This window comes from Sorangium sp. So ce363 (assembly GCF_051520435.1).
Lineage (GTDB): Bacteria > Myxococcota_A > Polyangia > Polyangiales > Polyangiaceae > Sorangium > Sorangium cellulosum_B.
In genome coordinates, this window is record NZ_CP150333.1 from 2,311,889 (window position 1) to 2,326,093 (window position 14,205).

The following is a 14,205-nucleotide window of genomic DNA, read 5'->3' on the forward strand; positions in this document are numbered from 1 at the left end:
ACGATGGCTGTCGTCGTCCATGTCGCGCATGGGACACGGCGCCTCACGGTCATCTCACCATATCAGCGCGCGCCTTCCAGGCGCTTCAGGAGTTGCTCGAGCCGCTCGATGATGTGTGCGGATCGGTCGGATACCATCCGGGCAGAATCGTTGAGCCTCATCAGTGTCATTTCATCCATTCTCCCGCCGGGCTGGAGCCTGGTCATGGCCTCCAGCGCGGCATCGTGGCGCGCTCGGGCGACCTGGGCTGCCGCCATCGCGCGGCGCAGGCGCGCGCGCGGCGGCTCCAGGTTCTCGACCCCGGACCACCTCCTCTCCGGTGAGACGTGCCGCGCCTCGCCCTCGGCTCGCGCCAGGTGATCGGCGGGCGCCGCGAGCGGCGGCGCAAGCACCTCGGGCGCCGCGAGCAGCGCGGGAGCCTGGGCCCCTCGCAGCGATCGATCCGCCTCGCTGTTCCCCGCGTCCTGCGTGCGCTCCGTGCGCTTGCCATCGGTCGGAAGGCGGAGGTTGACGCTGATCTGCTGATCCTCCGCGGGCCCCCCGGCGTCCTCCCACCCCCGTTCGTCGACGATCTGCTTCGTCGCGTCGTTGACGAGGAAGACCTGATCGGCGTCGTGGAACCGCTCTGCCCGCAAGGCCTGCAGCGCAGACCGGGCCGTCTCGAGCGAACGGATGTGCTTCGTGAGCGCGAGCCGCCTGCCCCGGAAGCGAACGTAAATGCTGTAGCTGGTCTGGGGCGCCATCTCTATCGCCTCGTGGGCCCGGTCGCGTCATGTGGTGTCTGGGCTCTTCTTGACAGCAGCTTCCGGGGTGCAGCTCGCCATGGCGCCGGGCCGAGCGGGCGAGCCCCCTGCTCCATGAGGTTCTCACGGATCTCTCGCCGTGAGCCCAGGGCGCGAGTTCTGGGCGCGCGTCCTGCTTGCGGTCTCACGCCTCCGGTACCGCCGTCAGCAGCACCAGCCTCCCGGCCGTCTGCTCGGCTGTTCTGCAGGCGGTGCGCACGAGCTGCCACTCTGCCTTCACGAGCTCCGCCATGAGCGACCTGTCCTGACACAGGGCTTTGCTCAGCGACTCCTCGGCGTCTTCGCCGAAGGACAGCACGCGTATCGCGATGGCGAGCGCAAAGTCCTTGGTCAGCCGGACGCGCAGGTCGACGTCCGGCGTGGAGACGTGGAGCGCGTGCTCGGCGAGGGCGACCTCGATCCTGTCCGCAATCGACCTTGCGGTGTCCGCACGCCACTGGATCGAGCGGCAGGTCTGCCGGAGCAGCTCCTGGATTAACCGTCTATCACGACCCGTCTGGTTGCCCATTCCGCCCCCCCTCGACAGTTCCGTTCTTCTGCGGAGAGCCGTCCAGAGAGTGCCTGCGACCGGCCAGAGCGCGCGACGGTCAGCCTGGCGCGATTGAACGAGCAGGACCGCTCCCCAAGGCTGCGCTCCTCCCGAGTTGCCCGAGCGGTTCTCCCTCCGGCTCCCCGCTCCACCCCCTCACTGTCTCGCCGAAAATCCCGTTGACTGCTAGCTGTAGCTCAGTTGCTGCCCGACCGACCGCTAGGGCGATATGGAATCGCTCGTCAGGGATTCCCTGTAAGCTGTCCTGGTACCGCTGAGTCTCCGGCCGTTTTATTCAGGCAAAGCCCTACACCTAGGTCACCTAGGTCGTCTTGGCCTTGGAACGACGGCGCTCGCTGCTCGACGCTGAGGCAGGCGGCGGGGCGGCGGCCTGCCGCGCGCTGCGCGGGGGGGCTTCCATGACCGACAGGTCAGCGACGGCGCGCACCTCCGGGGCGAGCAGGCCGTGCGTGAAGAGCTGGAGCACCTGCGCGGCCCAGGCGGCGATGTCTGGCCTGGACGGCGCGTCGATGAGCTTGCGCACCAGGCGATCGAAGGCGCCGGAGATGAGCGCGGCGATGACGCTGGGCTCCAGATCGCGCCGGTAGAGGCCGATGTCGATCGCGTACCGGAGGCGGCCCTCCACCTGCCGCGCGACGCGCTGGGCGAACTCGTCGATCAGGTAGGCGTACGGGGTCCCACCGCCTCCCGCCAGCATCATCCTGAGGAGCGCCCGGTTCTGCCAGCAGAACTCGAGCACCTCGAGGTCGTGGGCGAGGACCCGCTTGAAGTACTCGTTCACCGACGCTCGCTCGGCTTCGAAGACGATGGGCGGCGGCTCCACGCAGTCGGCGAGGCGCGCGATGAAGGTCTCGACGATCTGCTTGAAGCAGTCGTCCTTGCTCTGGAAGTGCAGGTAGAACGCGCCCTTCGAGACGCCTGCGCGCTCGGTGATGTCCTCGACCCTCGCCGCGGCCAGGCCGCGCTCGGTGAAGGCAGCCTCGGCGGCGCGGAGCAGCTCGATCCTGGCGCGGCGATCGGCAAGGCGGGGCATTCTGACTGGTCGGTCAACGTCGGAGGACCGTGGCACTATGGGAAGGCTGCCGGAAGCCGTCAAGGCGCTCGTCGGCCGCGCTCCTCGCGACGCGGCGCGTTCGACCGCGCCGCGTCGCCCATGGCACGAGCGATGCTGCGGAGGCGGTCATGGCGACCGTGGCGAGACGAAATGCAGCAGGGCGCGGCGTCGGCGAGGCGACGGCGGCGGCTCTCGTCCCCAGCCCTCCTTCGTTGCCGAGCCTGCGCGAGGCCGCCGCGCGGTGCCGGGCGTGTCCGCTCTGGGAGCGTGGGACGCAGACGGTGTTCGGCGAGGGCGCGGCGCGATCGGACGTGCTCCTCGTCGGCGAACAGCCGGGCGACAAGGAGGATCTGGCCGGCAAGCCGTTCGTGGGCCCGGCGGGGCAGCTGCTCGATCGCGCGCTCGAGGCGGCGGGGATCGAGCGGCGCCGGGCGTACGTGACCAACGTGGTGAAGCACTTCAAGTGGGAGCCGCGCGGCAAGCGCCGCATCCACATGAAGCCGGACGCGCGCGAGATCCGCGCGTGCCTGCCGTGGCTCGCCGCGGAGATCGCGGTGGTGCAGCCGGCGATCGTGGTATGCCTCGGCGCGACGGCGGCGCAGGCGCTGCTCGGCGGCTCGTTCCGGGTCACGCGCGAGCGCGGCAGGATCGTCGCCTCGCCGCTCGCGCCGCGCGTGCTGGCGACCGTGCACCCCGCGTCGATCCTCCGCATGCCGGACGAAGCGACGAGGCGAGCCGAGCTCTCCCGCTTCATCGAGGATCTCACCGTGGCGGCGCGCGCGCTCGGCTGAGCCGACGCGCGCCGCCTCCTCGCGAGGCGCGCTCTCGATGGAGTAGGATTCGCCCGCGATGACGATGAGCCCACGACCGGTCCCTGCCGCAGAGCGCCCCGCGTCCTCTCCGATGGCCGAGCGCGCCCACCTGGGGAGCTCGAAGAAGATGTGGCCGCTGATGCTGGCGGCGCTCGGGGTCGTCTACGGCGACATCGGGACGAGCCCGCTCTACGCGATGAAGGAGTGCTTCAGCCCCAGCAGCCCGCACCACGTCGCTCCGACGCCCGAGAACGTGCTCGGGGTGCTCTCGCTGATGTTCTGGTCGTTGATGATGGTGGTGACCGTCAAGTACGTGACGTTCATCACGCGGGCCGACAACGAGGGCGCGGGCGGCATCCTCGCGCTGCTCGCGCTCGTCCCGAGCGGCGATCGCAAGGGCGAGGGCCGCGGCCTCCTCGTGCTCCTCGTCCTCTTCGGCGCGGCGCTCCTTTATGGCGACGGCGTGATCACGCCTGCGATCTCGGTGCTCTCGGCCGTGGAGGGCCTCGAGGTCGCGATCCCGAAGCTGGACCCTGCCGTCGTGCCGATCATCACCTGCGGTGTGCTGCTCGCCGTGTTCCTCGTGCAGAAGCGCGGCACGGCCGGGGTCGGGTCGATCTTCGGGCCGGTGACGCTCGTGTGGTTTGTCACGCTCGTGCTGCTCGGGGCCAAGGAGCTCATCCGCAGCCCCGGAGTGCTCCGGGCCGTCTCACCGACCTACGCGGTGAGCTTCTTTGTCGAGAACCAACTGCATGGCTTCCTGATCCTCGGTGCGGTCGTCCTCTGCATCACGGGCGGCGAGGCGCTGTACGCCGACATGGGGCATTTCGGCCGCGTGCCGATCAAATACACCTGGTACACGATCGTCTGGCCCGGGCTGCTCATCAATTATTTCGGCCAGGGCGCCAAGCTCCTCGCGGACCCCACCGCGGCGGCGAACCCGTTCTATGCGCTCGTCCCGTCGTGGGCGCTCTACCCCACGGTGGCGATCGCCACCGCGGCGACGGTCGTCGCGTCCCAGGCGCTCATCTCCGGGGCCTTCTCGCTGACCCAGCAGGCGGTGCAGCTCGGGTATTTCCCGCGTGTCACGGTGGTCCACACGTCGAAGGACGAGGCGGGGCAGATCTACATCCCCGAGGTGAACAGCGGGCTCCTGATCTCGTGCATCGTGCTGGTCCTCACCTTCAAGAACTCGAGCGCGCTCGCGGCTGCCTACGGCATCGCCGTCACGGGGACGATGGGGATCACCACGGTGGTCTATTACGTGGTCACCCGGAAGACGTGGGGTTGGCCGGTCTGGAAGTCGCTCCCGCTGGCCGGGCTCTTCCTGGTGATCGATCTCGCGTTCTTCGCGGCGAACAGCGCCAAGTTCTTCCACGGGGGCTGGGTGCCCATCGTGATGGGCGCGGCGATCTTCACGGTGATGACGACCTGGAAGACGGGGCGCAAGCACCTCGCCGCGGCGATCAAGTCGGCGATCTTGCCGCTCGACATGTTCCTCGAGGACGTGAAGCGCGTGAAGCCGCACCGGGTGCGCGGGACGGCGGTCTTCATGGCGTCGAGCCCGGAGGGCACGCCGCCGATCCTGCTGCACCACGTGAAGCACAACCAGGTGCTGCACGAGCAGGTGGTGCTCCTCTCGATCCAGGTGACGAACGTGCCGGAGGTCCCGGCGGAGCGGCGCACGACGGTGATCCCGCGGGGGGAGGGGATCTACCAGGTCACGGCGTGTTACGGCTTCATGCAGACGCCGAACGCGCCGTCGGTGCTCGAGGGGTGCAAGCGGCACGGGCTCGACATCGATCTCGGGAGGACGAGCTACTACCTCGGCAGGGAGACGCTGCTGACGACCGGGCGCTCGAAGATGTCCCGGTGGCGCAAGGGGCTGTTCGCCTTCATCTCGCGGAACGCGCGGCCAGCGACGGCGTACTTCGGTCTGCCTCCGAACCGCGTGGTCGAGCTAGGAATGCAGGTTGATTTTTAGGGGTGGGCGCGGGGCTCAGGGCCCCGTGTACCGTGCGCGCGGCCGGAGCATGTACCCCGCCTCCCGCTGCTCGAACGCGTGGGCGATCCAGCCGGCGGCGCGCCCCACCGCGAAGAGCGCCGCCGCCGTGCCGGCCGGCAGGCCGAGCGCGGCCGCGATCGCGACGAGGCCCAGGTCGAGCGACGGCGGATCGAGGCCGGCGTCGCGCAGCGCGTCGACGAGCGCGAGCACCGTGCGCAAGGCCGCGCTCTGCGGGGCGAGCGCGCGGGCCGTGTCGAGCAGCAGCTGGGCGCGGGGGTCGCCCTCGGGGTAGAGCCTGTGCCCGACGCCGGCGATGGGCTCGCCGCGGCGCAGCCGCTCGTGGACCGCGGCGGCGGCGCGCTCGGGCCGGCCTGCCTCGGCGACCAGGGCCTCCACCCGGTCGGTCATGCCGCCGTGCCTCGGGCCGGAGAGCGCGGCGAGCCCCGCGCTGACGCAGGCGTAGAGGTCGGCGCCGGTGGAGGCGGCCACCCGGACCGCGAACGTCGAGGCGTTCAGCTCGTGATCGGCCGAGACCAGGAGCGCGCGGTTCACGGCGCGCTCGGCCTTCTTCGAGGGGTTCGCGCCGAGGGCGATGAGCAGCCGCCGCGCCGCCCCGTCGGCCTCGATGGCGTCGGTCGCCCTGCGCGCGTCTCGCCCGAGGCCCACGAGCGCCGCGAGCGATCGCACGAGGGCCCGCGCCCGCGCGCGCTCCGCGTCGCCCGTGGGGATGCGCCCGTCGCCCGAGGGCGCGCCCACGTGGCGGGTCGCGTCGTGCGCGCCGAGCGCGGGCACCACGAGCGCGAGCGCGACGAACGGCGGCGCGCCCTCCGGCAGGAGCGCCGCGAGCTTGGCCGGGCGGACGCTCAGCCGGCCTGGCCGCGCCGTCGGCGCGCCCTCCGCCGGCAGCTCGCCGGTCCAGAGCAGCTCGGCGACCGCCTCGAAGGGCACGTCGTCGAGCGCCAGCGCGACCGCCTCCTTGCCCCGGTAGACGGGCCCGCGCGGGCCGATCGCGGTGAGCGCCGACTCGAGCACCGGCTCGCCCCACCGGAGCGCCTCGGCGGCGACCGGGCCGTGGCCGGCGCGCGCGTCGTGCCGCGCCTTGAGCCGCTCGATGTCCGCCCGGAGATAGAGCCGCGCGCGCCCTCGCCCGCCGGGCACCCCCCGGAGCACGCCCCGGCTCGCGTACGCGTAGAGCGTCTCCCGCTTCACGCCGAGCAGCTCCGCCGCCTCGGCGCCGGTCACGTACGCCGAGGGCCGCTGCCCCGAGTCAGGTAGATCCACCATGAGCGCCCATCAACGTTGCATCCATCCTGTCTTCCGATGCACGAGGCGCCAGCGTCGCGCGCGCCGGCGACACCCGTCCCTCTTAACACCGCCCTCCTCGGCTTCCTCCGGGATTCTTCCTCGACGCGCTTCGAGGCCGTGCATGGTTGATTGTACAATCAAGGTTGATCAACCTCGTGCGGTGCCCAAGATGTCGTCAGCGGAGGTGATCGGAATGAGGGATGTGGCGGCGCCGCTCGCGAGCGGCCTGGAGGGCGTGGTGGTGGCGGAGACGCGGCTCTCGGAGGTGGACGGAGAGCGGGGGAGGCTCACCCTGGCGGGCCACGACGTCGAGGCGCTCGCCGGCGGCGGCGGGGTGACCTTCGAGGACGCGTGCGGGCTGCTCTGGGGCGGCGCGTTGCCCGGGGCGGCGGAGCGGGAGTCGATCCGGCGAGCGATCGCCGAGGGGCGGACGAGGGCCTTCGCGCTGCTCGGGCGGCTCGGGGACGCGCTCCAGGCGGGCGACGGGATGGATGCGCTCCGCGCCGCGGTCGCGCACCTCTCGGGCGACGTCCCGCCCGCGGCGATCGCCGGGGCGGTCGCGACGTTCGCGGCGACGTGGGCGCGGCGCTGCGCGGGGGAGGCGCCGGTCGCGCCCGATCCGGCGCTCCGGCTCTCGGCCGACTACCTGCGCATGGCGCGGGGGGCTGCGGCGAACGAGGCCGAGGCGCGCGAGCTCGACACGTACCTCGTGACGGTCTCGGATCACGGCATGAACGCGTCCACCTTCACCGCGCGCGTGGTCACCTCGACGGGGTCGGACGCGATCTCGTCGGTGGTCGCGGCGATCGGCGCGCTGAAGGGGCCGCTCCACGGCGGCGCGCCCGGACCGGTCCTCGACATGCTGGACGCGATCGCGGCGAAGGCGGGCGAGGGCGGCGCGCCGCCCCCGGGCTGCGCCGAGCGCTGGATCCAGGCCGAGCTCGCGGCGGGCCGGCGGATCATGGGCATGGGCCACCGGATCTACCGGGTGAGGGATCCGCGGGCGGCGGTGCTCGAGCGGGCGATCGAGCGGCTCGAGCGGACGGCAGGCGGCGCGCGGAGCGCACGGCTCGCGCTGGCACGTGAGGTCGAGCGGGCGGCGGAGGCCGCGCTCCGCGCGCGGCACCCGGAGCGCCCGCTGCGCGCGAACGTCGAGTTCTACACGGCGGTGCTGCTCGACGCGCTCGGGCTGCCACGCGCGCTCTTCGCGCCGACCTTCGCGGTGGGCAGGGTCGCGGGCTGGTGCGCGCACATCGACGAGCAACGGCGCGCGGGGCGGCTCATTCGCCCGAGCTCACGCTACGTCGGGGGCGTCCCCGGAGCGGCAGCTCCGCCGCATTGAGGCGTCGGGCCCGCCGCGTGCGCGGCGAGGCTGCTGACAGGAGCGCTGGTCGTCGCCGACCATGAGGTCGACCTGCCCAGGTCGGACTTATTGAAGAGTCCGTGGCGGCATTCACTTCCTCCCCGCCGTCCTGCCATCCTATCCGCACAGAAATTGCCGGAGAGGCCGTTCCACAGCCCTGGAAGGACAAAAGGAGAACGCGCCGGGCGCAGGTAGGACGTTGTTCGTCCTGCAAAGTTGGCAGCCTCGCGAGGGCACTGTTATCGTGTTCAGTATGTCGTCCGCCGCTCTTGCCGCTCCGCTTGCCCGGGACCTCCTGCGCCATACCCTCCCCGAGTTCGAAGCGCGCGCCAAGACGCTCCCGCTCGGTCTGCGGGAAATCAACGACGCGCTCCCGGAAGGGGGGCTGCCGCGCGGGGGGGTGGTGGAGCTCGCCGCGCCGCGGGGGCTGGGGCGGTCCACCTCGCTCGCCCTCTCCGCGTGCGCGTCGGCGCAAGCGGAGGCGCGGCTGCGCGGGACGAGCGCGACGGCGGGGGCGTGGTGCGCGTGGATCGATCCGAGCGGCTCGCTCTTCGCGCCGGCGGTCGCGCGTGCGCAGGTCGATCTGAGCCGGCTGCTCGTGGTGCGGCCCCCGCCGGAGGTGCTCGCGAAGGTCGCGGTCCGGATGGCGATGAGCCGGGCGTTCGCGGTGCTCGTGATCGACGTGGCCGGGGTCCCGGGGGCCTTCGGCCAGGGCGCGGGGAAGGGGGAGCGGAGCGCGCCCGGGGCGGGGCGCCGCGAGGAGGACCTCGCGCGCTGGGTCAACGTGGTGCGCAAGCTCGCCCTGGCGATCGAGGGGAGCGACGGGACGATCCTGCTCCTCACCGATCGCCAGGCGGCGCGGCCGATGCCCTTGCCGGTCGCGATGCGGCTGGAGCTCGAGCAGGTCGCCGAGAACCGGTTGATGGTCCGCGTCGCCAAGGACCGCCGAGGGCGCGTGACCTCGCCGACGCCTGTGGTGCTCGGGGAGCGGCTCGGGGACAAGGCAGAGCGGACGGCGGGCGGCGAGCCGCGGCCCGCGCTGTCGCGGGCGTGAGGGAGGAGAGGCGATGGCGGTGAGGCGCATTGTGGCGATCGTGCTCCCGCAGCTCGCGTGCGAGCTGGTGAAGCAGCGCGGGCCGGTCTCGCCGAGCGGGAAGGCGCCGCTCGCGGTGATCCTCGGGGGCGAGGAGGACCGCCGCGCGGCGCTCGCGTCGCAGCCCGAGCGCGAGCCGCAGGCGCCGGCGGCGGTGATCGACGTGGTCGACGACGAGGCGAGGCGGTACGGGGTGAGGCCGGGGCAGAAGGTCGTCGAGGCGGCGGCGCTGGTCGCCCACCTCGCGATCCACCGGGTGACGTTCGCCGAGATCGACGCGGCGCTCGGCCGGGTCGCCGAGGTGGCGCTCGGGCTCGGGGCGACGGCGGCGATCCAGCTCGGCGAGCAGGGCGCCCCGCGCGCCGGCGCGGCGCGGGCGAGCCGCGCTCCCGAGCGCGCCGCGAGCGAGGCGCGGAGCCCCTGGGGCGACGGCCCGTACGACACGGTGTGGCTGGACATCACCGGGGCGTCGCACCTCGTCGGCGGCGAGGAGGCGCTGCTCGGCGAGCTCGGCGAGCGCGTCGCGGCGCTCGGCCACCGGGCGCGGCTCGCGATCGCCGACGGGCCGCGGCTCGCGCAGGCGCTCGCGCGCTTCGGCGCGCACGCGGACGGCGGGGGAGGGGCGGAGGCCCCGATCGCGCCGCCGGGCAAGGGGGCGCAGGCGATCGGGCCCTTGCCGGTGCAGGCGCTCCCGGTCGAGCGCGAGGTGGCGAGCTTCCTCGTCCGGCTCGGCGTGCTCCGCGTCGAGGATCTCGCGCGCCTTCCGCGGGCGCAGGTGGCGGCGCGGCTGGGTCCGCGGACGGCCGACGTCATGGAGCTCCTCGCCGGCCGCGATCCCGTGCCGCTCCTGCCGTTCGAGGTGCCCCGGCTGCTCGAGGAGGAGGTGCTCTTCGACGAGCCGATCGAGAGCGCCGAGTCGCTCCTGTTCGTGCTGCGCGGCATGACGTCGCGGATCGCGTCGCGGCTCGCCGCGCGCGGGGAGGCGTGCGGGCGGCTCAACGTGGCGATCGCCTACGATCGCTCGATCGCGCGGCTCCGCCTCGGCGAGCGCGAGGACGACGGCGCCGCCGCGGCGCTCCTGGAAGACGACGGGCGCGGCCCTTCGCTGCGCTTCCACGTCGACATGCCGGTGCCCCTCTCGGACGCGGGCGATCTGCTCCGCCCGCTGAAGGCGAGGCTCGAGCGGATCGAGCTCGCGGCGCCCGCGGTGGGGGTCCACGTCATCGCCTCGCGCATCGCGCGGGCCCGCCGGGTGCAGCTCGATCTGTCGCGCGACCGGTCGGCCGATCCCGACAGCCTGCCGGCGCTCCTGGCCGAGCTCTCAGCGGAGATCGGCCAGGAGCGGGTGGGCATCCTGGAGATCGCCGACGCGCACCGCCCCGAGGCGCGCTCGCGGCTCGTGCCGGCCTCAGGCGAGGCGGCCATGACGCGCGCGTCCGCCGCGGCCCGCGCGCGCGCCGCGGCGGATCGGGGCGCGGCGGAGCAGGCGGGCGGCGCCGACGCGCCGGCGCTGGAGCCCGCGCGGCTCCTCGCGCAGCCGATCCCGCTGGGTCGGGTGGGGCGCGGGGCGATCGTGGCCGTCGACCGGCATCTTTACGCGATCGAGCGGCTCTCCTTCGTGATGCGGATCGACGCGGTGGAGTGGTGGACGCCCACGCCGGCGTCGCGCGACTACGCGCGCGCCTGGCTCGTCTCGGGCTCTCCGTCCGGCAAGGCCGCCCCGGCGCGCCTCGGCGAGCTGCGCCCTCCTCGAGACGGCGCGAGCGCGAGCTCCTGCGGCGAAGCGTGGATCTACGTCGACCGCGCGACGGGCGAGGCCTTCCTGCAGGGGTGGTGCGAGTGAGCGCCGGCGCGTCGGTCCCGTTCGTGGAGCTCTGCGGCCGCTCCTGCTTCTCTTTCCTGGAGGGCGCCTCGCACCCCGAGGAGCTCGTGCACCGCGCCAAGGAGCTCGGCCTCGAGGGGCTCGCGCTCTGCGATCGCGACGGGATCTACGGCAGCGTGCGCGCGCACACGGCGGCGAAGAAGGTCGAGCAGCGGGTGATCGTCGGGGCCGAGCTGACGCTGGGCGCGCCGCGCGGGGGCGCCGAGCGCGCGCCGGAGGTCCGGCCGTCGGTGGTCCTCCTGGTCGAGGACAGCGAGGGGTACGCGAACCTCTGCCGCCTGCTCACGATCGCGCACGCGGAGTGCGAGAAGGGGATGGCGAGCATCTCGGCGGAGGCGATCGCGGCGGCGCAGCGGGGCCTCTCCGCGATCGTGCCGCTCGATCCTCTCGTGCCCGCGGGCGTCTCCGGCGCGCTCCTCGGCACGCTGCGCGACGCGTTCGGCGAGCGCGCGCTCGTCGCGACCTGGAAGCACCTCGACCGCCGGGACGGCGAGCGCGTCGCGGCGGCCCTCGCGGCGGAGCGCCGCTACGGCCCCTGCGTGGTGGCGACGGCGCGCCCGCTCTATCACCACCCGTCGCGCAAGCCGCTCGCGGACGTGCTCGCGTGCATCCGGACCAAGACCACGCTCGATCAAGCGGGGACGCGGATCGCGCCGAACGCGGAGGCGTACGTGCGGTCCGGCGCGCAGATGGCGGCGCTGTTCCGCGATCATCCGGCCTGGGTCGCGCGCACGGTGGAGGTCGCGTCCCGCTGCCGCTTCTCGCTGTCCGAGCTCCGCTACAGCTTCCCGAGCGACGCCCTCTGCATGCCGGGGGAGACGTCGGATCAGGCGCTGCGCCGCCTCACCGAGGAGGGCTGCCGCGACCGTTACCCGGAGGGGGCGCCGCCTCCGGTGCGCGCGCAGATCGAGAAGGAGCTCGCCTTGATCGCGAAGCTCGGCGTGGCGCCCTATTTCCTCAGCGTGCAGCAGGTCGTGAAGATCGCGCGCGCGCGGCAGATCCTCTGCCAGGGCCGCGGGAGCGCGGCGAACAGCGCTGTGTGCTTCGTGCTCGGCGTGACGGCGGTGGACCCGGCCCGGTCGAGCCTGCTCTTCGAGCGCTTCCTGTCGGAGGAGCGCCACGAGCCTCCGGACATCGACGTCGATTTCGAGCACGAGCGCCGGGAGGAGGTGATCCAGGCGATCTACGAGATGTACGGGCGCGACCGGGCGGCGATGGTCTCGGAGGTGATCGCCTACCGCGGCAAGAGCGCGCTCCGCGAGGTGGGCAAGGCGTTCGGTTTCTCGACGGATCAGGTCGATCGGCTGAGCGGCCTCGTGCTTCACCACGAGGCGGACATCACCGAGCAGCGGGTCAGCGAGGCGGGCCTCGATCCGGATGACGTGCGCGTCCGGCAGGCCGTCATGATGGCGAGCGCGCTCGAGGGCTTCCCGCGCCACCTCTCGATCCACGTGGGCGGCTTCGTGCTGTCGTCGGAGCCGCTGCACCAGGTGGCTCCGGTCGAGCCTGCGCGGATGGAGGGCCGCACGGTGATCCCGTGGGACAAGGACGATCTCGACGATCTCGGCTTCTTCAAGATCGACGTCCTGGCGCTCGGCATGCTGACGGCGATCCGCAAGGCGCTCGGTATGATCCACTCGGACCGGTACGCCGGGCTCGCGGGTCCCTTGGTCCACGCGGCACGGGACCCCGCGTCCGCGGGTCCCTTGGTCGACGCGGCACGGGATCCTGCGCCCGCGGCGGTCTCGCTCCACGCGGGCCGAGGCGCCGCGTTCGATCCGATCGCGGCGCTCGCGCAGATCCCGCCGGAGGACCCGGCTGTCTACGAGGCGATCGGCCGGGCCGACACGGTGGGGGTGTTCCAGATCGAGAGCCGCGCGCAGATGGCGATGCTCCCGCGGCTGAAGCCGAACAAGTTCTACGATCTGGTGATCGAGGTGGCGATCGTGCGCCCCGGGCCCATCCAGGGCGGGATGGTGCACCCCTACCTGCGCCGGCGGACGGGGCAGGAGCCGCCGGTGTCCCCGCACCCGTGCCTGGATCCCATCCTGGAGCGCACGCTCGGCGTTCCGCTCTTCCAGGAGCAGGTGATGCAGATCGCGATGGTCGGCGCGGGCTACACGCCGGGCGAGGCCGACCAGCTGCGCCGCGACATGGCGGCGTGGAAGAAGCACGGGCGCCTGGAGCGGCACCGCGGGCGGCTCATCCAGGGCTTCGCCGAGCAGGGGATCTCGGCGAAGTTCGGGGAGATGCTCTACCAGCAGATCCAGGGCTTCGGGGAGTACGGCTTCCCGGAGTCGCACGCGGCGAGCTTCGCGCTCCTCGTGTACGCGTCGGCCTGGCTCAAGGTCCACCACCAGGCGGCGTTCACCTGCGCGCTGCTCAACGCGCAGCCGATGGGGTTCTACAGCCCGTCGGCGCTGGTGCAGGACGCGCAGCGGCACGGCGTGGAGGTGCGGCCTGTGTGCGTGGTGCAGAGCGCGTGGGACGCGACCCTGGAGCCTTCCGCCGAGCCCTCGGCGGGCCCGGCGCTGCGGCTTGGCATGCGGCTCGTGAAGGGGCTCGGCGAGGCGGCCGTGGCGGCGATCGTGGCGGCGCGCGAGGAGGCGCCGTTCACGAGCCTCCCGGATCTCGTGAGGCGCACGGAGCTGAAGAAGAACGAGGTGGAGGCGCTCGCAGAAGCGGGCGCGCTCGCCGCGCTGGTGCCTGCCCGGAGAGAGGCGCTCTGGCGCGCGCGCGCCCCCCGCGTGGAGGGGTTGTTCGAGGGCGTTCCGATCGAGCAGGACCGGGACGTCGGGCTCCCTCCGCTCAGGCCGCTGGAGCAGCTCGCGCTGGACTACGGGCGCGTGGGTCTGTCGCTGCACGACCACCCGATGCGGCACGTGCGGCGGGCGCTCAAGCGGCGGCGCGGTGCCGGGCGCGTGCGGACCGCCGAGGAGATCAAGGCCGCGCGCGACGGGGAGAGCGTGCGGGTCGCCGGGATGGTGGTGGGACGCCAGCGGCCGGCGACCGCGAGCGGCGTGACGTTCATGACGCTCGAGGACGAGACCGGCGTGGTCAACGTCATCGTCCAGCGGCAGGTCTTCGCGGAGTACGAGCACGTGGCGAGGAACGCGGCGCTCTTGCTCGTCGCCGGGCGGATCGAGCGGCAGGGCGAGGTGATCCACGTGCTCGCGCGCGAGCTCGATCGGCTGGAGCTGCCCAGCGGCGAGGAGATCGCGCTCAAATCGCGCGACTACCGCTGAGGGCGCGCCGACGTCGCGCTCTCGGACCGCAGGGCGATCGGCGGCGCGTGAGGAGAGCTCGCACGCTCGTCAGAGGGGCGGCGACGACCTCGT

The 14,205-nt window shown here is 73.0% G+C and carries 10 protein-coding genes; 6 read left to right on the forward strand and 4 right to left on the reverse strand.

Going from position 1 to position 14,205, the window contains the following annotated elements; all coding sequences use genetic code 11:
- Nucleotides 1–62 precede the first annotated feature (62 nt).
- The 3 genes from WMF12_RS09020 to WMF12_RS09030 all read right to left on the reverse strand — a co-directional run bounded on the left by WMF12_RS09020 (nucleotide 63) and on the right by WMF12_RS09030 (nucleotide 2,386).
- Nucleotides 63–743 (reverse strand): hypothetical protein, encoded by a 681-nt coding sequence (locus WMF12_RS09020; protein ID WP_437870032.1) that lies wholly within the window; start codon nucleotides 741–743, stop codon nucleotides 63–65.
- Between the two features lie 184 nt (nucleotides 744–927).
- Entirely contained in the window at nucleotides 928–1,311 is a 384-nt protein-coding gene (locus WMF12_RS09025) for a hypothetical protein (RefSeq protein WP_437745186.1), read from the reverse strand.
- A gap of 343 nt (nucleotides 1,312–1,654) precedes the next feature.
- Nucleotides 1,655–2,386, reverse strand: a complete 732-nt coding sequence (locus WMF12_RS09030; RefSeq protein WP_437745187.1) for a TetR/AcrR family transcriptional regulator — start codon at nucleotides 2,384–2,386, stop codon at nucleotides 1,655–1,657.
- Nucleotides 2,387–2,535: 149 nt separating this feature from the next.
- Between WMF12_RS09030 and WMF12_RS09035 the strand changes: the two genes are divergently transcribed.
- Both WMF12_RS09035 and WMF12_RS09040 read left to right on the forward strand, forming a co-directional pair.
- On the forward strand, nucleotides 2,536–3,198 hold the full coding sequence (locus tag WMF12_RS09035) for a UdgX family uracil-DNA binding protein (RefSeq protein WP_437745188.1): 663 nt from the start codon (nucleotides 2,536–2,538) through the stop codon (nucleotides 3,196–3,198).
- Nucleotides 3,199–3,256: 58 nt separating this feature from the next.
- Nucleotides 3,257–5,203, forward strand: a complete 1,947-nt coding sequence (locus WMF12_RS09040) for a potassium transporter Kup (protein WP_437870038.1) — start codon at nucleotides 3,257–3,259, stop codon at nucleotides 5,201–5,203.
- 15 nt (nucleotides 5,204–5,218) lie between these two features.
- On the opposite strand, the gene WMF12_RS09045 is transcribed toward WMF12_RS09040, so the two are convergent.
- A complete protein-coding gene (locus tag WMF12_RS09045) occupies nucleotides 5,219–6,508 on the reverse strand; it encodes a citrate synthase family protein (RefSeq protein ID WP_437745190.1) in 1,290 nt (429 codons plus the stop codon).
- A gap of 214 nt (nucleotides 6,509–6,722) precedes the next feature.
- Here WMF12_RS09045 and WMF12_RS09050 point away from each other — a divergent pair, with 214 nt between their 5' ends.
- From WMF12_RS09050 to WMF12_RS09065, 4 genes are all read left to right on the forward strand, one after another.
- Nucleotides 6,723–7,871 carry a citrate synthase gene (locus WMF12_RS09050; RefSeq protein ID WP_437870039.1) on the forward strand — a complete coding sequence of 383 codons (1,149 nt, stop codon included), beginning with the start codon at nucleotides 6,723–6,725 and terminating at the stop codon, nucleotides 7,869–7,871.
- Nucleotides 7,872–8,145: 274 nt separating this feature from the next.
- Nucleotides 8,146–8,946 (forward strand): recombinase A, encoded by an 801-nt coding sequence (locus tag WMF12_RS09055; RefSeq protein WP_437745192.1) that lies wholly within the window; start codon nucleotides 8,146–8,148, stop codon nucleotides 8,944–8,946.
- Between the two features lie 13 nt (nucleotides 8,947–8,959).
- A complete protein-coding gene (locus WMF12_RS09060) occupies nucleotides 8,960–10,828 on the forward strand; it encodes a DinB/UmuC family translesion DNA polymerase (RefSeq protein WP_437870040.1) in 1,869 nt (622 codons plus the stop codon).
- Nucleotides 10,819–14,112 carry an error-prone DNA polymerase gene (locus WMF12_RS09065; RefSeq protein WP_437870041.1) on the forward strand — a complete coding sequence of 1,098 codons (3,294 nt, stop codon included), beginning with the start codon at nucleotides 10,819–10,821 and terminating at the stop codon, nucleotides 14,110–14,112. Before WMF12_RS09060 ends, WMF12_RS09065 begins: the two co-directional genes overlap by 10 nt.
- Nucleotides 14,113–14,205 lie beyond the last annotated feature (93 nt).